The organism is Allomuricauda sp. R78024, from assembly GCF_044596045.1.
Classification (GTDB): Bacteria; Bacteroidota; Bacteroidia; order Flavobacteriales; family Flavobacteriaceae; genus Flagellimonas.
This window is the reverse complement of the sequence record NZ_CP138995.1, coordinates 2,443,784-2,465,615: the sequence shown is the minus strand read 5'-3', so window position 1 is coordinate 2,465,615 and position 21,832 is coordinate 2,443,784. Positions and strand designations below refer to the sequence as shown.

Sequence of the window (21,832 nt, the reverse complement as noted above, 5' to 3'; positions counted from 1 at the left end):
AACAACCTATAAAAAGTATACATGAAATTAAACATAGCCTTATTGGCAGGAGATGGGATTGGTCCAGAAGTGATAGATCAAGCCGTAAAAGTATCTAATGCAGTCGCTGCGAAATTTAATCATGAAATAAACTGGACACCTGCATTGACTGGTGCTGCAGCTATTGATTCGGTTGGCGAACCTTACCCCGATGAAACCCATGCAATATGTGAAGCTGCAGATGCAGTGTTGTTTGGCGCTATTGGGCATCCTCGTTTTGACAATGACCCTTCTGCTAAAGTACGTCCGGAACAAGGTCTTCTTAAAATGCGTAAAAAACTGGGGCTTTTTGCTAACGTTAGACCCACGTTTACCTTTCCATCATTAATTGATAAATCTCCATTAAAAAGGGAGCGCATTGAGGGTACCGACCTGATTATATTGAGAGAATTAACAGGCGGTGTTTATTTTGGTGAAAGAGGTAGAAAAGATAATGGAAATACCGCTTTTGATACCATGACATATACCCGTGCTGAGATTCAACGTTTGGCAAAAAAAGGTTTTGAAATGGCCATGACTCGCTCAAAAAGACTTTGTTGTGTAGACAAGGCCAACGTACTGGAATCTTCTCGTCTATGGAGGGAAACTGTCCAAGCTATGGAGAAAGACTATCCAGAGGTAGAAGTTTCTTATGAATTTGTTGATGCCGTTGCCATGCGTTTGGTGCAATGGCCAAGTGACTATGATGTTATTATCACCGAAAACCTTTTTGGTGATATTTTAACTGATGAAGCTTCCGTGATTTCAGGTTCCATGGGGTTGATGCCTTCGGCTTCGGTGGGAGAAAAAGCCAGATTATATGAACCTATTCATGGATCTTATCCACAAGCCGCAGGCAAGGATATTGCCAATCCGTTGGCTACCGTTTTATCCGCAGCTATGCTTTTTGAAGATTTTGATTTAAAGAATGAAGCTGAAGCAATAAGAACTGTAGTAAATAAGTCCTTAGCTGAAGGTGTTGTCACTGAAGATCTTTCCGAAGGTGGAACAGCTTATAAAACTAGCGAAGTTGGAGACTGGTTGGCTAAGAATTTATAAAAATACATCAGGAATAAAAAAGGGGGCATTTTTAACAAAATGCCCCCTTTTTTATTTGATCTCTAGAAAAATATTTTTCTCACACCTACAGATTCATCAATTCAAATAGTCTATTCATCAATTCTTAAAGTTAAAAATGTAAGCTTTTCCTAGTTTCATAGGATACAGTTCAATTTGGATTTACAGCAGCGCCCCTATTGTTTAACCAAACCTATGCTACAATATGAAACAAGGCTGCAAAATCCGTTTGCCATTTTTTGTTCTTCCAATATTTTTAATTCTCTCCTGCCAAAAAGAAGAGTATTATCCTAAAAAGACAGATATTTCTGAAAAGACAAAAGCCTTAGATAACTTATTAGAGGAAAAAAATGAAATAGAGGGTATGACACAACTGGGAGAAAGACTTGAAAACCCATACTCTGTACAAAACATGAGAACTGCTTGGGACAGTCTTTCAAAAAAATCCAAAGTCACTAAAAATTCGGAAATCATAACCACCCATCTATATATAAGATTTAAACCGAAAACAGCGGAAGAGTTGGCGGAATTGAAGAATGACTCTACAATTGTTTTATATGACTTACCTCTAGATTATGAAATAATTAGTGATGGTGATTTTTATCATGATCCTGAATTACCACAAAGCCAACCTACTTATAAATATGCTTCTATACCAAAAAATAAAAAGACCCCCACTGACATCGAGTTCGAGGTTTTAGAAGAACTTTTCATACCTGATGAAGATAGTGATACCAATGAATTTAAAGCCAATAGTTTTGCATCTAAAGAAACCATTGATAGATTAGTAGATGAGTCACTACGATTAACTAATAATCTTGATGAGCTTGAAAAAGAAAACCCGTTAGCTTCAAGAAGAAGGTGGCGACCATCTGGAAGGGTAAGAGTTTATGACCATATCACAAGGTCCTATGTGCCTGTAACCGGTCTTAAGGTTCGTGCAAGGCGATGGTTTACTACCCATAGAGGTTTTACAAACAATTCAGGTAATTTTAAATGTGTAGGGAGATTTAGAAGAAAAGCAAATTATAGTATCAAATGGGATCGATATGAATACAGTATCCGTTCAGGTACTTTTGGACAAGCAATATTAAATGGACCAAAACGTAGAGGCAATTGGAATGTAAATTTAGGCAAGTCATCAAGCAGTATAGTAAATGACAAACAACAATACTATGCCCTAATACATCAAGGAGCATTGGACTATTATTACGGCAGCAGATTCGGATTAACTTCTCCACCTCGAAATAAATTTTTAAGAAAACAACTTAAGATTGCTGCTAGACCTAAAAGTGGGCAGTCTTCCTATGTGAAAGCCCGTTCAATATATTTAGGAGCAGACATCTCTTTGCAAGCATGGGGCAGGACTTCGGATAGAGTGTACGGAACAATTATACATGAACTTGCCCATGCTGCACACAGGAGGGTGGACCGCAAGTCATATAACAGTATAGTATGGGGTGCGTATACTGGACCATGTACCTCTTTTAATGGCTGCCAAAACCTTGGTCCGACTGCAAATGGCAAACGTAGGTTAATGGAAACATGGGCAACCACAGTAGAAACTGTTTTTGTTTTGAATAGGTACAGAAACTTATATCGACTCAAATCTTTTGAATACAAGTCTGATAATCTTCAAAACCAGACGATTTTAGATGAAAATCACTATACTTCTGTTGGTTATGATATGATTGACAACCTTAATCAAAGTTCCGTTTATGGTTCAGGTTTTCCAAAAGACAAGGTAAAAGGTTATACTGTAAAACAATTGGAATTGGGGTTAAGAGGAGCAAAAACATGGCGGGGGTGGAAAAATAACATTAAAGCCAGATTTAACAATCCAACAGAGATACATTTAGATGAATTGTTCAATAATTGGCAAAATTAATTTATAAACACAATGAAATATTCATCTCCAATCATTTTACTTCTTTTAACCATGGCCTGTGGCCCAGAGGCTCCCATGTTTGATAGGCAATATGTTATTCAAAACAGCTCTTCTTTTCAAATTGTCCTGCAATTCTATAAAAATGGCGAACCCAGCAGGTATAATGAGACTTTATTAAATACATCCAACCAATTGGAAGGCTCAGTGCTTACTAGGAGCGGGGGGCCGTGGGAAAATTTACCTGAAAGCAATAACTTAAGATTACCTGTGGCATCTCTTGAAGCAGATTCTATAATTGCAGTTTTCAATAATGAAAAAAAAGCAACGTACACAATTGAATTCATGCAAATGGGAGTTCCTGCTTTCAATCCAGCCAACAGAAATTTATTAAGAGACACGGACTATGTCTCAATCGGTAAAGACAAATTCCTTTTTCAAATAACGGATAGTGATTATGAGGGTGCAGAACCTTGTATTGGAGATTGTAATTAAGGCATATTATTTGTTCGTTTTTTTATCAGAAACTTTAAAAATGAAAATACATTTTCTATTGTTTAGCTTGCTTTTTACTATTATAACTTTTTCACAAAACAAAGCTCTCAAAATCACAAATTCTACCCTACAAAAACAAATAATTATAAAAGAACATAAACGGATAAGACTAAAGACTAAAAATGGAGAACGCTTATCGGGTAGGTTTGCAATTTTGGACAAAAACTATATTCTAATAAAACATAGAAAAGTAGCAATCGATGAAATTATAAAACTGAAACGGAATCCTCTGCTTGCTTCTATTATTATCAGTGGATTTTTCTATTATAATGCTGCTACGGCACTTACAGTGGGGTTTCTTATTTATGTTATCACTCAAAATTCAGCTGCAATTCTATTATCCATACCTGCCACTACTTTTATCTATGGAGGCATAAAACCACCAAACCTCTTAAAAGGTCATAAAACAAAAAAAGATTGGAAATATGAAATAATTACCATTCCCGATTCCTGATCACATTCCAAAAGACTACTACAAAATGTAATCCGTGCTTAAAAAATTGCTCACTTTAGCTTCTAACAGTTGTTCAATGGTTTCATTGTTCAAATCATTGTCCTTAAAAGCAACAAAGGTTCTAATAGAGAAAGAACGTAGTGCATCATGAACGCTTAGAGTAGATTGAGCAGAATCTTTTCTTCCTGTAAATGGGTAAACATCTGGACCTCGTTGACAAGAACTGTTTAAATTTACTCTACACACTAAATTGGCAAGCGAATCAATCAATGGAGATAGGGTATACACATCCTTACCAAACAAACTTACTTGCTGCCCGTAGTTGGACTCCGCCATATCATCCAAAGGTTCTTCTATATCTTTAAAAGAAACCACAGGAATTATAGGCCCAAACTGTTCTTCTTCATACACTCGCATGTCTTTAGAAACTGGGTGCAAAACTGCTGGCCAGATATAATTATCGGATTGTTTTCCTCCTTTTTTGTTTTTGATTTTAGCACCTTTTGCCTTGGCATCATCCAATAATTCTTGAATATAAGCAGGCTTACCTGGCTCTGGCAAGGGTGTTAGTTTTACACCATCATCCCAAGGATTTCCAAATTTTAAGGCGTCTACTTTTTCTGAGAATCGTTTTAAAAACTCATCCTTTACATCTTCATGCACATAAACCACTTTCAAGGCAGTACATCGCTGTCCATTAAAAGAAAGTGTACCAGCTAAACATTCATTTATGGTTAAATCCAAATCTGCATCTGGTAAAATAATAGCCGGATTTTTAGCTTCAAGCCCCAACACCAACCTTAATCGGTTACTTTTTGGATGTTGGTCCTGTAATGCATTGGCAGATTTACTGTTTCCTATTAACGCCAACACGTCTACCTTGCCAGTTTTCATAATAGGTGCCGCCACTGCCCTGCCCCTTCCGAACAAAATATTGACAACGCCTTTTGGAAAACTACTCTGGAAGGCCTCCAATAACGGCGTTATTAACAAAACCCCATGCTTGGCTGGTTTAAATACCGTTGTATTCCCCATAATAATCGCTGGAATCAACAAAGCAAAGGTCTCGTTTAAGGGGTAGTTATAAGGCCCTAAACATAAAACTACACCCAAGGGTCCCCTACGGATATGGGCATATACCCCATCATGTTTTTGGAACTTCGCAGAATCACGATCCAATTTTTTATAGTCTTCAATGGTATCATAAATGTATTCAACGGTACGATCAAACTCCTTTTGTGAGTCCGGTAGCGATTTGCCAATTTCCCACATTAAGAGCTTTACCACTTCCTCTCGCTTCTCCTCCATTTTTTTTACAAAGGATTCCATACATTCAATGCGGTCTTTTACTTTCATGGTCGGCCATACCCCTTGACCTTGGTCATATGCCCCTACCGCTGCATCCAACGCTTCTAACGCTTCAGCTTCTCCCATATCCGGAATACTTCCTAAAACGGTATGCTCGTATTTCTCCGTTGACGAGATTGTTGAAATTACTGTTGTGTTATTCCCTTTCCATTCTTTCAACTCACCATTGACCAAATAGGTTTTTTGATGTATTTCCGAGGTAATTTGGAATTCTTCTGGTATTGCTGTTTTAATTGGCATAATCCTATGCTTTTTAATTAGAATTAATTTCTATTTACTAGCTTAAATATTGAATAAAGTTAACATAAAAAAGATTGAAAAACCCTTTATTTTCAATGGTTTAGCTACGAAAACGTTTTAGTAGTGCCTTTATCAGAAAAGGTTTTAAAATTGTTATACCGATTACACCAAATATTGAAAAAGGTCAGGCTTGTTATTGAGGTAATCACCGAAAAAGTTATTGGTTTTCATTCGTTCAATCAATGGGTTTAAATCCTCGGAAGATTTTAGTTCAATACCAACGACCGCTGGTGCATTTTCCCTACTCGATTTTTTAGAGTATTCAAAATGTGTGATATCATCATCTGGACCTAAAATATCAGCCACAAATTCTTTGAGGGCTCCTGGACGCTGTGGAAAACGAACGATAAAATAATGCTTTAAGTTACCATATAATAAAGCTCTTTCTTTTATTTCTGCAGTACGCGTAATATCATTGTTACTGCCACTAACAATGCACACAACAGTTTTGCCTTTTATTTCGTTTTTAAAATCATCTAGAGCAGCAATGGTTAAAGCTCCAGCGGGTTCAACAACAATAGCATCTCTATTATATAAATCCAAAATGGTCTGACATACTTTCCCTTCTGGCACAGTTTCCATTTTGTGCAGATAGTCCTTACAAATTGGAAAAGTATATTCTCCAACTTTTTGAACGGCAGCACCATCTATAAATTTATCAATTTGGGGCAGTTCAACCAATTCCCCTTTTTCTATGGATATTTTCATAGAGGGAGCACCTTCTGGTTCTATACCAATGATTTTGGTTTTAGGAGACAACGCTTGAAATGTACCGCATAATCCGGCCGCCAATCCTCCCCCACCTACTGCGACAAAAATATAATCTATAGGCTCCTTAGACTGGTTTAATAACTCTAGCCCAATTGTGGCTTGGCCTTCAATAGTTTTTGCATCATCAAAAGGATGAACAAAAGTTTTATCTTTTTGGCTGCAAAACAATTTGGCCGCCTTTTGGGAATCATCAAAAGTATCCCCTTCCAACACCACTTTTATCCAGTCTCCACCAAACATTCTGGTTTGGTCAATCTTTTGTTTTGGAGTAACCGCAGGCATGTAAATAGTTCCTTTAACCCCTAAGTGATTGCAAGCAAACGCAACTCCTTGAGCATGGTTTCCTGCGCTAGCGCAAACCACACCATTTTTTAGTTCTTCTTTGGTAAGGGAACTGATTTTATTGAAAGCACCACGAATTTTATAACTTCTTACCCGCTGTAAATCTTCTCTCTTTAGCAAGATATCGGCATCATACTTCTTCGAGTAACGAATACTTTGCTGTAAAGGTGTTTCTCCAGCAACCAGCTTAATAGTATTGGCAGCTTCATAGATATCAGCTATTTGCGGAAAATATGTAGCTACCGTTTCTTTCATCAGGTTATTAATTTCCAATTTATAAGAAACTCAAGTCTAAGCTATGGGCTTCATAGCGGTCATTGATTCTCTCAATCTAGCACCTACCACTTCCACAGGGTGTTCGCGCAGTGCCTTGTTCACTGTGATAAGCTTAACGTTGTCAACACCATTGTCTTTTCCTTCTCCATACTTTTCGCCAATAATATCAGTCTCAACAGTTTTCATAAAATCTGTCAATAAAGGCTTACAGGCATGATCAAATAAATAGCAACCATATTCTGCCGTGTCAGATATTACACGATTCATCTCAAACAACTTTTTTCTTGCAATGGTATTAGCAATCAAAGGTGTTTCGTGTAAGGATTCGTAGTATGCCGATTCATCTATGATTCCAGATTCTGTCATGGTTTCAAATGCCAATTCTACTCCAGATTTCACAAAAGCAACCATTAAAACTCCATTGTCATAGAACTCCTGCTCTGAAATAGCATCATTACTGGCTGGGGTCTTTTCAAAAGCTGTTTCACCAGTCGCTGATCTCCAATCCAATAAATTCTTATCATCATTGTCCCAATCTTCCATCATGGTTTTAGAGAAATGACCGCTCATGATATCGTCCATATGTTTTTGAAAAAGAGGACGCATAATATCTTTTAATTCTTCAGCTAGGTCAAACGCTTTTATTTTAGCAGGGTTAGATAATCTGTCCATCATATTGGTGATTCCTCCATGCTTTAATCCTTCTGTGATGGTTTCCCATCCATATTGAATTAACTTTGAAGCATACCCAGCATCAATTCCTTTTTCCAACATCTTATTGAAAGATAAGATGGAACCTGTTTGCAACAACCCACAAAGAATGGTTTGCTCTCCCATCAAATCTGATTTTACTTCAGCTACAAAAGAAGATTCCAATACTCCTGCTTTGTGCCCGCCAGTTCCGGCTGCATAAGCTTTTGCTTGCGCCAAACCTTTACCTTCAGGGTCGTTTTCTGGATGTACAGCAATCAAGGTAGGTACTCCAAAACCTCTCTTATATTCTTCACGAACTTCAGAACCTGGACTCTTTGGAGCCACCATAATTACCGTAAGGTCCTTTCGGATTTGCATTCCCTCTTCTACAATATTAAAGCCATGGGAATAGGAAAGTGTAGCTCCTTTTTTCATTAAAGGCATTACAGTGCTTACCACATTGGTATGCTGCTTATCAGGAGTTAAATTGATAACCAAATCTGCGCTAGGAATCAACTCTTCATAGGTTCCCACATTAAAGTTGTTCTCCTTGGCATTTTTATAGGATTGCCTTTGCTCTTTAATCGCAGCCTCCCTTAAGGTATATGAAATATCCAAACCTGAATCCCTCATATTTAAACCTTGGTTTAATCCTTGGGCACCACAGCCTACAATTACAATCTTCATTCCTTTTAACGCAGTAACGCCATCAGCAAATTCACTGGCATCCATAAATCTGCATTTTCCTAACTGTTCTAATTTATCTCGAAGTGATAGCGTATTAAAATAATTTGTCATTTTTAGTTTTTGATTTTGTGCTATTTATTGATTTTGAAATTCTGCTAAAATACTGGTTATTGGCATTGCTGCTTTACTTACTGCAATTCTTCCTGAACGTACAAACTGCATTATACCATAAGGTTCAAAGGCATCGTGCATTTCGTCTATTTCATGCCTGCGTCCTGTTTTGGCCAAAACAAAAAAGTCTCTAGCCACGGTTACAATTTGTGAATTACTTTCTTTGATAATGTTTTGAATCTGTCTCTCATCAAACAATAAATCTGATGATATTTTGAACAAAGCAGATTCTTGATAAATGGTCTCATCGTCTGTATGATAGTAAGCTTTTATCACCTCTACCTGTTTCTCTATCTGTCCCACAATCTTTCTGACCGATTCTTCCGGAGCCACAACAACTATTGTGAATTTTGAAACATTATCAATCTCTGATTTAGAGACATTTAAGCTTTCTATATTAATGTGTCTCTTTAAAAATATTCCAGATATTCTATTTAGTAATCCAACATTGTTCTCTGAATAGACAGAGATGGTATACCACTGTTTTTCCATATTTATTTTGTTTTCACGGCAACAATAACTCCTGTTGACCAATCCATTTTTGTAATTGTAAAATCTTCCTTTGTTTCCAATACCTTAATTAATGAAGATGCATTGTGCTCATGACCTACCGGCCAATTGGCTTGTTTTCTCATATCATCAATCACATAAAAACCTCCAACTTTGATTAGTTTCAAAACTTCATCCAGACAACTGTACTTTCCTGGCCATGCATCCGCAAAGATTAAATCAAACTTTTCTCCATTATATTGAAACAACCATACATCTCCATCAGCGCAAACCAATTGAAGTCTATGGTCATCGGCAAAAAAATCCTTCGCTATTTGAATAAGTTCTTCATCATTGTCAATACTAATAAGTTTTGAACTCATGTCCATTCCTTCCAGCATCCAAGCTAGAGATAGACTCATACCGGTGCCTAACTCCAAAAAGTTCCCATTTGGTTTAGAAGAGACCAAAGTTTTAAGAAATGTTCCGATATACATGTCTGAAGGCATAGTAAATCCAATCTCCTTAGATTTAGCAAGTAACTCTGGATACACTTGTGGTGTATCTAAAATATTAGTTTGATCCATCTCTACTTAAGTCTAATATCTGAAACAGATGCTCCTGAAGGAATCATTGGAAATACATTATCTTCTTTCTCCACTTTAACCTCTAAAAAGTATGAATCCTTGGATGCAATCATTTCTGCAACTGCATCCTTTAATTCTGAACGAACCGAAACTCTTCTTGATTTGATGTGATAACCCTCTGCAATCTTCACAAAATCTGGGTTAACCATTACCGTTGAAGCATACCTGCTCTCAAAGAAAAGTTCTTGCCATTGACGAACCATACCCAAATGGTCATTGTTCAGCACCACAATTTTAACCGGAACTTTATGCTGAAAGATTACCCCCAGCTCTTGAATTGTCATTTGATAGCCCCCATCACCAATAACAGCAACCACTTCGCGGTCCATTGCTCCCATTTTAGCCCCTATGGCTGCGGGCAATGCAAATCCCATAGTTCCCAATCCTCCTGAAGTTATATTGCTCTTAGATTGTTTAAACTTGGCATATCTGCAGGCAATCATCTGGTGTTGTCCTACATCTGTAACAATAACGGCCTTATGATCTGAAGAAATATTGATTTGCTCAATGACCTCACCCATAGTTAAACCCTCTTTAGTAGGTGTTATATCATTTTTGATAACAGTATCGTATTCTATTTGATATTTTTTGTCGAATTCAGCCTTCCATGCTGCATGTTCGTTTTTATTAATCAAAGGCAATAATAAATCCAAAGTCTGTCTAGCATTTCCTAAGACAGCTACGTCTGCTTTTACATTTTTATTAATTTCTGCTGGGTCAATTTCAAAATGAATCACTTTTGCCTGTTTGGCATAGGTGTCCAAGCTACCTGTTACTCTATCATCAAAGCGCATTCCTATGGCAATGAGTAGATCGCATTCATTGGTCAACACATTTGGACCATAATTGCCGTGCATACCTACCATTCCCACATTCAAAGGGTGGGCGGTGTCCATTGCCGATAGCCCCAAAATAGTCCAAGCAGCTGGAATTCCTGCCTTTTCCACCAATGCCTTGAGTTCTTCCTCTGCTTCTCCTAATATTACTCCTTGTCCAAAAACTATAAATGGCTTTTTTGCATTGTTGATAAGCTCGGCAGCTTCTTCAATTGCTTTTAAGTCTGGTTCGGGAACAGGTTTGTAACTACGAACTCCTTTACATTTTTCATATGTAAAATCCAACTCATCAAACTGAGCGTTTTTGGTAATATCTATCAATACAGGCCCAGGTCTCCCAGATCTTGCGATGTAAAAAGCTTTTGCTATAATCTCGGGAATCTCGCTAGCCTTGGTAACTTGATAGTTCCATTTAGTGACGGGCGTAGAAATCCCAACAATATCTGTCTCTTGAAAGGCGTCTGAACCCAACAAATGTCTAGGTACTTGACCTGTTATGCACACCATTGGCGTTGAATCTATTTGGGCATCTGCCAATCCAGTAACCAAATTTGTAGCACCGGGGCCTGAAGTTGCCATAGCAACCCCTACTTTTCCGCTAACTCTTGCATAGCCCTGTGCTGCATGGGTAGCGCCCTGCTCATGTCTAGTTAAAATGTGCGTTAGTTTATCCTGAAATTTGTATAGCTCATCATAAACGGGCATAATTGCTCCACCTGGATATCCATAGATTAAATCTACTCCTTCAGCCAACAAACAATGTATTATAGCTTCAGCACCACTTATTCGCATAGCGGTGTCTTTTTCAGAATCTTTCTTTTGTGCTTTTAGTGTTTCCATAAGCGTAATATTTTGGGGAATAAAGCTCCCTTAAAACCCCAAATTGTTATTAAATCAAATCAGTTACGCAGCCTTTCGAGGCAGATGAAACTGTTTTGGCATATTTGTATAAACTTCCTTTTTTAACCTTTAAAGGTGGTTGTACCCATTTTTCCTTTCTGCTTGCCAATTCTTCATCTGAAACAGCCATGGAAATACTATTTTTCTCTGCATCAATGGTAATAATGTCTCCATCCATCACCAATCCTATAGCTCCACCATCTTGCGCTTCTGGTGCAATGTGACCCACCACAAAGCCGTGGGTTCCTCCGGAGAACCTCCCGTCTGTAATCAAAGCCACATCTTTACCCAATCCTACTCCCATAATAGCAGCAGTAGGTTTTAGCATTTCTGGCATTCCTGGACCTCCTTTTGGTCCTTCATACCTAATGACTACAACATCTCCCTTTTTCACCAATCCATCACGAATACCGTCATTCGCATCAAACTCACCCTCAAAAACTTTTGCTGGTCCCGAGAAATGCAATCCTTCTTTACCTGTAATCTTTGCAACCGCTCCTTCCGTAGCAAGATTGCCATGAAGTATTCTAAGGTGCCCTGTTTCTTTGATTGGGTTCTCTAAATCCTTTACAACTTGTTGCCCCTCTGTTAAATCAGCAACATCAGCTAGATTTTCGGCTATTGTTTTTCCTGTAACGGTAAGACAGTCTCCATGCAACATGTTATGTTTTAGCATGAACTTCATAACAGCAGGAACTCCTCCTACATGGTGTAGGTCTTCCATTAAATATTTTCCACTTGGCTTTAAATCTGCCAAGAAAGGTGTGGTATCACTAATCCTTTGAAAATCTGCCAAACCAAAATCTATTTCAGCAGCTCTTGCGATTGCCAAGAAATGAAGTACAGCATTTGTAGAACCGCCAAGTATCGTTATTAACCGAACTGCATTTTCCAATGATTTCTTAGAGATGATATCACTTGGTTTGATATCGTTTTCCAATAAGTGTCTTAGCGCTTTTCCTGAATCAATACAGTCTTGCTTCTTTTTATCACCAACAGCAGGGTTTGATGAATTGTAAGGCAACGCCATTCCCAAAGCCTCAATGGCAGAAGCCATAGTGTTTGCAGTATACATTCCGCCACATGCTCCTGCACCTGGGCAAGCGTTTTGAATTACACTTTTGTATTCTTCTTCATTAATGGTCCCCGCGACTTTCTCTCCCCAAGCTTCAAATGCAGATACTACATCCAGTTTTCTGTCTTTTAGACATCCAGATGCAATTGTCCCCCCATAGACTAAAATAGAAGGTCTATCTAAACGAATCATTGCCATAAGTGCGCCAGGCATATTCTTGTCACATCCAACAACAGTTGCCAAACCGTCATAATTCATTGCCTGAACTACGGTCTCCATAGAATCGGCAATAATATCTCTTGATGGAAGTGAATAACGCATGCCATAAGTTCCCATTGAAATACCATCACTGACGCCAATGGTGTTAAAAATTAAGCCCACAAGATTTCCTTGTTGTGTGCCTTCTTTAACATAGGTAGCTAACTCATTTAGGTGCATGTTACATGGATTTCCCTCATACCCTGTGCTTCCTATGCCGATCAACGGTTTTTTTAAATCTTCTTCCGTTAATCCTATGGCGTGCAACATAGCCTGTGCTGCAGGTTGCGTTGGGTCTTGTGTAACATTTTTACTATACTTATTCAATTCCATTAATATATTTCTTTCGAATCCGGTTTTTTGTTGAATTTACTCTTATAATCAAAGATAGATGTTTCAAAAACTCAATAATTTTAACAGTTAGATGTGTTCTAAATTCATTTAAAAAAATATCAACATATTCATTTGTTTTTCAGATAGTTATACCAATTTAAAATCCCATATCCATTTAGTTTCATTGACTGTATAAAAAAAGCCTGTATCGTTTTTGATACAGGCTTTTTTAAATAAATAGTATAGCTGTATCATTCCAAATTTGGAATAATAATGACGACACCATTAATTAGATTTTTTGCTTTCACAATTCAATAATACAAAAAATATTTAATGGAAAGTACATTTAGGTATCTTTAACGACATGGAAAAAACAGTTACCCAAGCTATTCAATACAGAAGATCCGTCCGTATTTTTAAAAGTGATGTTGAATTAGATGTCAATACGGTTCGACAATGTATTGAAAATGCCATTTTAGCCCCTACTAGCAGTAATATGCAGCTTTGGGAGTTTTATCATATCACCAATAAAGATGTTTTAAATAACATGGTAAAAGCCTGCTTGGGCCAAAATGCAGCTAAAACAGCTCAACAAATGGTTGTAGTTGTAACCCGAAAAGATTTATGGCGCAAAAGAGTCAGGTCTAATCTTACCTTTCTGGAATCGGCATATGGCAAGAAACCCCAAAAGGAATATACCTCTAGAGAAAAGTTTGCTCTTGCGTACTATAGAAAACTTATTCCTTCTGTCTATTTTGATTTTATGGGGATTTTTGGATGGTTGAAGTATCTAATTTTTCAAATAGTTGGTTTTTTCAAGCCCACCTATCGTCAAGTTCGAGCGTCCGACATGCGCATAGTGGCGCATAAAAGCGCAGGATTGGCCGCTCAAAATTTTATGATAAGTATGGCATCCAAAGGTTATGATACTTGTCCTATGGAAGGCAGTGACACCTTATTGGTAAAACGTGCTTTGGGTTTGCCACGGAGTTCTGAAATAAATATGGTTATTGGTTGTGGAGTGCGAGATGACAAAGGAGTATACGGGCCTCGTTTTAGAATCCCGTTTGAAGAGGTTTACAAACTGGTCTAACTGTTATAAGAGTTTAAAGGAAAAGGTGTCTCCAGACTTTTTTTGTGCCAATACATTTATAGAAGCATTGGAAAGTTGCAATATTCTTGGATAGCCCCCTGTTGTTTGACCGTCTTTCATTAAAATAATCAGTCTTCCTGCTGGTGTTAACTGAACTGTTCCGGGCAGTGTTCCAGAGGTTAGCATAGATTTTTTGTGCCTCTCAATAAGTTCAGAAAGCTGATACGCCATTCGGTTATTTGCTTTAGATACAGAAAAAGATTTTGCAAAAAGAGAAGCCAATTGGTTATCCGATAAAATAGAAAATTCCGGGCCCTTATACACTTCCAAGTAATCCAAATCAAAATGGTTCCCCATTTTGATTCCTGATATTACAGGGTTAAAAGAAACTGTTTCTTCATAATCAATTTCATTTCTATCTTTAAGACACCTGTGCTCCGTTACAGGAAAATACTGCGAACGACTCCCTAAAACTTTTGTAGTTCGGAAGCCCCCTTTTATTGCCAAATAGCTTCTAAATCCATTTTCCAATTTGCCATAAGACAGAATATCTCCCTTTGTAATTTTTATGACTTGATAGTTTTCAATAGGTTTGTTATTAAGTGTTGGGGATAAATAAGCTCCTGAAAGACAGATATACGTTGGGGATTCAAATAATAAGGTAGGACCGGTCATGGTAATTTCCAAAACCGCAGCATCTGGATTATTATCCAAAAGTAAATTCGCTTTCTTTACCGAATGGCTGTCCATTGCCCCAGAAATAGGAACTCCCATATCCCTATATCCCAACCTTCCTAAATCTTGTATACTCGTAAAAAAACCTGATTTTAAAACCTTAAGCATCCAAAGCGATTTTTTCAGGTTTATATATGCCTACTTCACCTTCAATCTTGCGTAAATCATACTCGGCCCTTGATATGTTATGGAACTGTATCTTATCTCCAACATTTACAAAACATGGTTTTTCCAAACTAGGATTAAAGATTGGAATTGGGCAACTCCCAATAATGTTCCAGCCTCCAGGTGAGTCCTGCGGATAAATACCTGTTTGTTTGCTTGCCAAACCTACTGACCCTTTGGCGACGGATAATCTTGGTTCTTTTCGTCTTGGAATTTCCAACGTTGCTGGCAATCCTCCCAAATACATAAAACCAGGCAAAAAACCTATTCCATAAACGGTGTATTTAAAAGAGGTGTGCAATTCTATGAGTTCTCCAATAGACAATTTCAATGTTTTGGAAACTTCTTCAATATCAATTCCAAAATCAGCATCATAACAAACTGGTATTTTCCACAAAAATCGTTTGCTTTTGACTTTAGAATCTGTTCGGTTTGAATAACAATCTAAAATTAACTTCTCAATATTTTCGAAGTTAACTTCTTCCTTGGAATTGACCAATGTTAATGAGTTGTACGCTGCAGACATTTCCCACCCGGCTAAATTCAAGTTTTTAAAGGAGTCAACAAATTGAAGAATATCTTCTAATACAGCTTCGTTTACAATATTTGGCCATTCAACAAGAACTGAATTTTGACCATATTGTTTGATGTTAATGGGGTAACTTTTCACCTTTACAACTCTACCTATGTGTGGGTAATTCTTGAGAAAGATACATCAATATTTCCAATGCAGAAGAGGTGTCTCCGTGAATGCATATTGTTTCTGCTTTTATTTTTATTTTTTCGCCTGTAACTACCTTCACTTTTCTCTCTTTTATGATTGGCAATATATGTTGCAGTACTTTTTCAGGTTCTTGAATAAGGGCATTATCTAGTTTTCTTGACACAAGGCTTAGATCCTTGTTATAATTTCTATCCCCAAATGCTTCATACTGTAATTTAAATCCTTTTTCCGCTGCAATGCTTGCTATAACCGACCCATATGGGACATATAAACAAGCTTTACTTTTATAGTCCTTTATTGTATCTAGATAAAGCTCCGCAAGCTTACCGTTCTTTGCTGTCTCATTATATAAAGCACCATGCGCCTTAATATGGTGAAGCTGTATTTCTTCTTTTTTAAGAACTTCGTCAAAAGTCCTTAATTGATTTAATATACTTTGTCTTAATTCTGAATCTGAAATTGTCATTACCTCCCTACCAAAATTGGCTTTGTCTGGATATGATGGGTGGGCACCTACTTTTACATTATGGATTTTTGCCAACTTAACTACCTCTGTCATACTCTCTAGGTCACCTGCATGTCCTCCGCAAGCTATATTGCATGACTTAATTAAAGGTAGTAGTCGAGCTTCATTGCCTACTCCTTCACCAACATCACAATTAATATTAACCGTCCAATTTCCCATCTAGAACAAACCAATAACTTTTAGAATACTCTTTATCCCTAAAAAAATAGCGAACCCAACGATAATGAATCCTAATACATTTTGAAACAACGAGTTCTTATGGCTTCCCATAACAGTTTTTTTATTTACGATCCAAAGCAGGAGCACGGCCATTACGGGCAGTAAGATCCCATTTGCCACTTGGGCAAATTGTATCACTTGAATGGGTTTTATATCAAACGACAGAAAGAAAACACCAGAAAACAATACCGCAGACCATACTAACTTGAACTTTTTGTTACTCATTGCTCCATCCCATCCAAAACAGCTACTTGCTACAAAAGCTGCCGCCAATGGGGCCGTTATTGCGGAGGTAACTCCCGCAGCCAAAAGACCAATACCCATGAAGTAAATTGCAGATTTTCCAAATAAAGGCTCAAGACCTTTTGCCATATCCATAGCATTGGCAACATCTTGTATTGGTGCTGCTGATGCAGTAATAAGTATTGCTATGGACACTACCCCCCCTAATGCGATTGAAATTATTGTATCCCATTTTACCGATTTAAGCTCACTTTTAGATTTCCATTTTTCCTTGGCCAAAGATGCATGTAAAAACAGATTGTAGGGCACCACGGTAGTTCCTACCAATGCGATTACGGTAAGCAGACTATCCTCAGGCAATCCTGGAATAAACATACCCTTTAAAATTTCGGATACAGAAGGGTTGGTTAAAATTGCGCTGACCACAAAACAAACTCCCATGATTCCTACAAGACCAACGAACACCTTTTCTAATGTTTTATAACTGCTAAACCATAAAAGAAGAAATGCAAAACCACCGATTAAAAGCGGGTAGAAAGGTGTTAATTCCTTCTGTCCCAATAACCCCTCTAGTCCTAGAGTTGCCCCACCAATATTGCCAGCTTCATATGCAGCATTTCCAACAAGTATAGCTCCCAGAACAATCCCTATTATTGTGTTTTTTATCCATTTGACTTTTAATTCATTCTTTATAACATCAACAAGACCATTTTGGGAAACAACCCCTATCCTACCCGCCATCTCTTGAAGTATTATTGTGGCCAAAATGGATAATAATACTGCCCAGATAAGCGTATATCCAAAACGAACTCCCGCCAAAGTGCATACTGTAATTGTGCCGGGCCCAACAAATGCTGCGGCTACCAATACACCAGGCCCTATTTTCTTAAACATATTTATTGTTGTTTTTCATTCTTCAAATTAAAAGGTTTTATTAGAAATAATGCATTTCATCCAAAAAAATGCATTTCGTCTAAAAGTAGAGTGTTTTACATCGATTTTTTATACGAATTTGAAAATGTAAAAGTTATAATAGTCCCAAATCAAATAATTGACTTAAACTTGACCGATACTCATGACATGTAAGGACTGCGATAAAACTATCGGGTACCAACAACATAAGGAATCCATGGATTCTTTAGGCGTTGAACTCTGTGAGAGGCATACCCGACTAATCAAAAAAATCATTCTTGACAATAATACTTCCGTTGAGGCCATTCAACTTTTTTACGCGCTAAAAGTTGCTGGAGCTAATCCTATGCTAGAATGGTGGGATGGAAAAAAATCTGTAGATATTGCAATTTCTAGGGTGAAACTTAATATTGAAATTGACAAGGACTATAACATGATTACCCATGAACAAGCAATAAATGACTTAGAAGAAGCAATGCACTCTTTTAAAAATGGATTTACAACTGTAAGAATTCCACATTTGGCAATAAAATACTACTTGGAAGATACGGTAGAAAATATCTTAGGAATAATTACTGGCTTAAAGGCGAACATCAAGGCAATTTAATCAGAAAACAACAACTGTTTTCCAACATTGTTTTCCTTGTATTCCAAAATATTTATAACAATAAGGTCTTCGCCAATATTTTCTAAATCATTGACGTAATTCTTGCCCTTGAACTCCCAATATTCGGTGTCTCCAGGGTCAAGTTTGACCATGTTTATTTTACCGTTCCCATTACGGGTCAATGCTAAACCTCCCGTGGTGCACACCCAACTGTAATTGGTGTTATGATGTCTAAATGGTATGCGTTCTCCAGGGTCCAGATGTAAATCCCAAAGTTTTACGCTCTCATTTTCAAACACCAATCGCTCCCCAAGTGAATGGGTTATCTCTTGATGTAGCAATTCATCTATCTTATCTTGCTCCCATGGGTCAAAATTTCCTATGGGGTTCAATTCCACACATTGCATACTTTATTCTTTTTCAGAAAACGGGTGCAAAATTAGAACAAAGCTGTCCTTAAAGTGCAGAAAATGAAATAATTAACTTAATTTTTGATGTTTTAGATCCAATTTTATAGTTTACTTAAGAAATTGAGAATTAAAGACTTAAAAAAAAATTATAATGCTATCCTCTTCTATCTGTAATACTAAACTTACAGCATATAGTCCCAGCCATCTATGATGTAATAACACTCGGAAATTTATTTGAGTGTGGCTATCATTAGCATGAAATCAAAGCTTCAACATATTTAAAAGAGTTTCGGGTGCCACTCTGTTCAGCCTTCCTTGGTTAAGCTAATACTCCTAGTTATTCAAAGTGGTTTTTAAAGCTCTCAATATTTATTTTTTGTACCTTTTTGACCATAAATAATTGGGTATGAAAAATATAGATAGAAGACATTGGCTTAAGACTGTGGGGTTATCAAGTGGTTTTGCTCTTTTAGGGCCATTAGATATTATTGCTAGAGATTTTGAGGCAAGGCCTTTTAAAATAGATGGTGTAGTAAAACTAAATTCCAATGAAAATCCTTTTGGGCCTTCCAAAGAAGTTAGGACAGCTATAACCCAAGCTTTTGATGTAGCATGTCGTTACCCCTTTAAGGCATTGTCAGAACTGGTTGAAATGATTGCAGAAAAGGAAGGTGTACCCAAAAATCATATTGTTGTCACTGGAGGTTCTACTGAAGGGCTTCATGCAACAGGACTTACCTATGGCCTTGGTGGAAGGGAAATCATTGCAGCTGACCCAACCTTTCAAGCCATGTTGCGATATGCAGAAAATTTTGGGACACACGTGCATCGTGTACCTGTTAATACCAATATGGAGCATGATCTAGAGGCAATGGCCAAAAGAGTTAACAATAGAACCGGACTTATTTTTATCTGTAATCCCAATAACCCTACGGGTACATTGTTAAACAAATCGGGGTTGTCGGATTTTTGTACCTCAATGGATAGCAAAGCCATGATATTTAGTGATGAGGCCTACTATGATTTCATTACGGAGCCGGACTATCCCTCCATGGTGGAATTGGTTAAAAAAGGACGTAATATTATTGTTTCCAAAACTTTTTCAAAAGTATATGGTATGGCCGGGCTTCGTATTGGCTATCTTGTTGCCAGACCTGATATAGCAGATAGATTGAAAGCCAGTGTAATGGCCAATACAAATATATTAGCTATTGAAGCGGCTAAAATGGCGCTGAAAGATGATGATTTTTATAAGTTTAGCATTTTAAAAAACACCGAAGCCAAAGACTATTTATATAGTAATTTCTCGGAAATGGGACTAGAGTATATACCATCACATACCAATTTTGTGTTTTTTAAGACTGGTAGAGATATCCGCGAGGTCAATGCCGCAATGAAAAAGGAGAATGTACTTATTGGCAGACCTTTCCCCCCAATGTACAATTGGGTTCGAATAAGTACTGGGACAATGCAGGAAATGGAAGTTTTTATTCAAGCCTTGAAGAAAGTGATGGCCTAATTTACTCTATCCCAACCACCCCTCCCTATCCAAACTTCTGTATTGAATAGCTTCCGAAATATGTGTGGTTGAAATATTTTGCACATTCTGCAAATCAGCAATTGTTCTTGCAACTTTTAGAATTCTGTCATATGCTCTGGCCGAAAGATTTAATCGTTCCATAGCGTTTTTGAGCAATTCTTTTGAATCCTTGTCCAAAACGCAAAACTCCCTGATCTGCTTGGTATTCATTTGTGCATTATAATGCACCTGTTCTAAATTTGAGAACCTTCTAGTTTGAACATCTCGTGCAACCATTACTCTTTTTCGAATTTCAACGCTACTCTCCCCTTTTCTTTCTTCTGATAACTTTTCAAAAGGTACCGGAGTAACTTCAATATGAATATCAATCCTGTCCAATAAAGGACCTGAAATTTTACTCAAATATCGTTGCATCTCCATTGGCGATGAGGTTACAGGAGCATCAGGATCATTAAAATACCCGCTAGGACTGGGATTCATGCTAGCAACCAACATAAAACTACTGGGATAGGTAACCGTAAATTTTGCTCTTGCAATGGTTACTTCTCTATCTTCCATAGGTTGCCGCATCACTTCAAGCACACGCCGTTCAAACTCTGGAAGTTCATCCAAAAACAAAACGCCATTATGAGACAAAGAAATTTCACCTGGTTGAGGATAACTGCCCCCACCCACCAAAGCTGCACTACTAATGGTATGATGTGGGTTTCTAAAAGGACGTTGACTCATTAACCCCATATTTTTCACCTTACCAACTACACTATGGATTTTTGTGGTTTCCAATGCTTCATGCAAAGTCATTGGTGGAAGAATAGATGGTAGGCGTTTGGCTAACATAGTCTTTCCTGCTCCTGGTGGTCCAATCAAAATGATATTATGCCCGCCTGTGGCGGCAATCTCCATACAACGTTTTATACTTTCTTGTCCTTTTACATCCGAAAAATCAAATTCAGGAAAGTTCAAACACTTAAAAAACTCTTCTCTGGTATTTACTTTGGTCTGTTCTAAGGGTTTACCAGTATCAAAGTAATCTATTACCTCTTTAATATTTTCTACCCCGTAAACCTCCAAATCCGAGACAATAGCTGCTTCTTTTGCATTCTCTTTTGGCAGTATAAATCCTTTAAAACCATCCTCTTGTGCTTTTATGGCAATAGGCAAAGCTCCTCTTATTGACTGCAATCCCCCATCTAGCGACAGTTCCCCCATAATTAAATACTTGTCTATATTCTTGGATTGTATTTGGTTGGAAGCCGAAAGTATTCCCAAGGCTAAGGTAAGGTCATAAGCGGAACCTTCTTTTCGTAAATCGGCCGGAGCCATATTTATGGTAATTTTCTTCCCCGGGATTTTATACCCATTGTTTTGGAGTGCTGCTGCAATACGATAATTGCTTTCCTTTATCGCGTTATCTGGAAGGCCTACCAAGTGATAACCTATTCCTTTGTTCACATTAACCTCTACAGTAATTGTAGTGGCTTCTACCCCAAAGACAGCGCTGCCGTATACTTTTATGAGCATAT

General features: G+C 37.6%; 20 protein-coding genes. 7 read left to right on the top strand and 13 right to left on the bottom strand.

The genetic code is table 11. The features are described 5' to 3' along the window. The first annotated feature begins 21 nt into the window (after positions 1–21). The 4 genes from leuB (at position 22) to SJY44_RS11035 (ending at position 3,989) form a co-directional block, all read left to right on the top strand. Positions 22–1,077, top strand: coding sequence for a 3-isopropylmalate dehydrogenase (leuB, locus tag SJY44_RS11050; RefSeq protein ID WP_298926012.1), 1,056 nt, complete (start codon positions 22–24; stop codon positions 1,075–1,077). A 223-nt stretch (positions 1,078–1,300) separates the two neighbouring features. Further along, a complete protein-coding gene (locus SJY44_RS11045) occupies positions 1,301–2,983 on the top strand; it encodes a hypothetical protein (RefSeq protein ID WP_396589755.1) in 1,683 nt (560 codons plus the stop codon). A 12-nt stretch (positions 2,984–2,995) separates the two neighbouring features. Beyond that, a complete protein-coding gene (locus tag SJY44_RS11040) occupies positions 2,996–3,475 on the top strand; it encodes a hypothetical protein (RefSeq protein WP_396589754.1) in 480 nt (159 codons plus the stop codon). 40 nt (positions 3,476–3,515) lie between these two features. Next, positions 3,516–3,989, top strand: coding sequence for a hypothetical protein (locus SJY44_RS11035; protein WP_396589753.1), 474 nt, complete (start codon positions 3,516–3,518; stop codon positions 3,987–3,989). 18 nt (positions 3,990–4,007) lie between these two features. Here the strand turns inward: SJY44_RS11035 and SJY44_RS11030 are convergent, their stop codons facing one another. The 7 genes from SJY44_RS11030 to ilvD all read right to left on the bottom strand — a co-directional run bounded on the left by SJY44_RS11030 (position 4,008) and on the right by ilvD (position 13,135). Beyond that, the gene (locus SJY44_RS11030; protein ID WP_298926004.1) at positions 4,008–5,597 is read right to left on the bottom strand and encodes an NADP-dependent glyceraldehyde-3-phosphate dehydrogenase; all 1,590 of its coding nucleotides are present in this window, start codon (positions 5,595–5,597) and stop codon (positions 4,008–4,010) included. Positions 5,598–5,759: 162 nt separating this feature from the next. Then, a complete protein-coding gene (gene ilvA, locus SJY44_RS11025) occupies positions 5,760–7,025 on the bottom strand; it encodes a threonine ammonia-lyase IlvA (protein WP_396589752.1) in 1,266 nt (421 codons plus the stop codon). A gap of 36 nt (positions 7,026–7,061) precedes the next feature. Then, on the bottom strand, positions 7,062–8,537 hold the full coding sequence (ilvC, locus tag SJY44_RS11020; RefSeq protein WP_298925996.1) for a ketol-acid reductoisomerase: 1,476 nt from the start codon (positions 8,535–8,537) through the stop codon (positions 7,062–7,064). Positions 8,538–8,561: 24 nt separating this feature from the next. After that, entirely contained in the window at positions 8,562–9,089 is a 528-nt protein-coding gene (gene ilvN, locus SJY44_RS11015; RefSeq protein WP_298925993.1) for an acetolactate synthase small subunit, read from the bottom strand. A 2-nt stretch (positions 9,090–9,091) separates the two neighbouring features. Further along, positions 9,092–9,673, bottom strand: coding sequence for an O-methyltransferase (locus SJY44_RS11010; protein WP_396589751.1), 582 nt, complete (start codon positions 9,671–9,673; stop codon positions 9,092–9,094). Between the two features lie 2 nt (positions 9,674–9,675). After that, a complete protein-coding gene (ilvB, locus tag SJY44_RS11005) occupies positions 9,676–11,409 on the bottom strand; it encodes a biosynthetic-type acetolactate synthase large subunit (RefSeq protein WP_396589750.1) in 1,734 nt (577 codons plus the stop codon). 49 nt (positions 11,410–11,458) lie between these two features. After that, positions 11,459–13,135: a dihydroxy-acid dehydratase gene (ilvD, locus tag SJY44_RS11000; RefSeq protein WP_396589749.1), complete on the bottom strand. Its 1,677-nt coding sequence runs from the start codon at positions 13,133–13,135 to the stop codon at positions 11,459–11,461. Between the two features lie 364 nt (positions 13,136–13,499). Here ilvD and SJY44_RS10995 point away from each other — a divergent pair, with 364 nt between their 5' ends. Further along, positions 13,500–14,228, top strand: coding sequence for a nitroreductase family protein (locus tag SJY44_RS10995; protein ID WP_396589748.1), 729 nt, complete (start codon positions 13,500–13,502; stop codon positions 14,226–14,228). 3 nt (positions 14,229–14,231) lie between these two features. On the opposite strand, the gene SJY44_RS10990 is transcribed toward SJY44_RS10995, so the two are convergent. From SJY44_RS10990 to SJY44_RS10975, 4 genes are read right to left on the bottom strand one after another with little or no spacing between them, the layout of a single operon-like run. Then, the gene (locus SJY44_RS10990) at positions 14,232–15,071 is read right to left on the bottom strand and encodes a biotin-dependent carboxyltransferase family protein (RefSeq protein WP_396589747.1); all 840 of its coding nucleotides are present in this window, start codon (positions 15,069–15,071) and stop codon (positions 14,232–14,234) included. Next, the gene (pxpB, locus tag SJY44_RS10985; protein ID WP_396589746.1) at positions 15,064–15,798 is read right to left on the bottom strand and encodes a 5-oxoprolinase subunit PxpB; all 735 of its coding nucleotides are present in this window, start codon (positions 15,796–15,798) and stop codon (positions 15,064–15,066) included. The genes SJY44_RS10990 and pxpB overlap by 8 nt, the downstream gene beginning before the upstream one ends. 10 nt (positions 15,799–15,808) lie before the next feature. Next, entirely contained in the window at positions 15,809–16,537 is a 729-nt protein-coding gene (gene pxpA, locus SJY44_RS10980; protein ID WP_396589745.1) for a 5-oxoprolinase subunit PxpA, read from the bottom strand. After that, positions 16,538–17,734 (bottom strand): Nramp family divalent metal transporter, encoded by a 1,197-nt coding sequence (locus tag SJY44_RS10975; protein ID WP_396589744.1) that lies wholly within the window; start codon positions 17,732–17,734, stop codon positions 16,538–16,540. A 181-nt stretch (positions 17,735–17,915) separates the two neighbouring features. Between SJY44_RS10975 and SJY44_RS10970 the strand changes: the two genes are divergently transcribed. Continuing rightward, positions 17,916–18,359: a hypothetical protein gene (locus tag SJY44_RS10970; RefSeq protein ID WP_298925961.1), complete on the top strand. Its 444-nt coding sequence runs from the start codon at positions 17,916–17,918 to the stop codon at positions 18,357–18,359. On the opposite strand, the gene SJY44_RS10965 is transcribed toward SJY44_RS10970, so the two are convergent. Continuing rightward, positions 18,356–18,766 (bottom strand): hypothetical protein, encoded by a 411-nt coding sequence (locus tag SJY44_RS10965; RefSeq protein ID WP_298925958.1) that lies wholly within the window; start codon positions 18,764–18,766, stop codon positions 18,356–18,358. The two genes, SJY44_RS10970 and SJY44_RS10965, sit on opposite strands and share 4 nt — an antisense overlap. Before the next feature lie 409 nt (positions 18,767–19,175). Between SJY44_RS10965 and SJY44_RS10960 the strand changes: the two genes are divergently transcribed. Continuing rightward, positions 19,176–20,288, top strand: a complete 1,113-nt coding sequence (locus tag SJY44_RS10960; protein ID WP_396589743.1) for a pyridoxal phosphate-dependent aminotransferase — start codon at positions 19,176–19,178, stop codon at positions 20,286–20,288. Positions 20,289–20,294: 6 nt separating this feature from the next. On the opposite strand, the gene SJY44_RS10955 is transcribed toward SJY44_RS10960, so the two are convergent. Beyond that, complete coding sequence (locus SJY44_RS10955) at positions 20,295–21,830, bottom strand: YifB family Mg chelatase-like AAA ATPase (RefSeq protein ID WP_396589742.1); 1,536 nt, start codon at positions 21,828–21,830, stop codon at positions 20,295–20,297. Between the last annotated feature and the right edge of the window lie 2 nt (positions 21,831–21,832).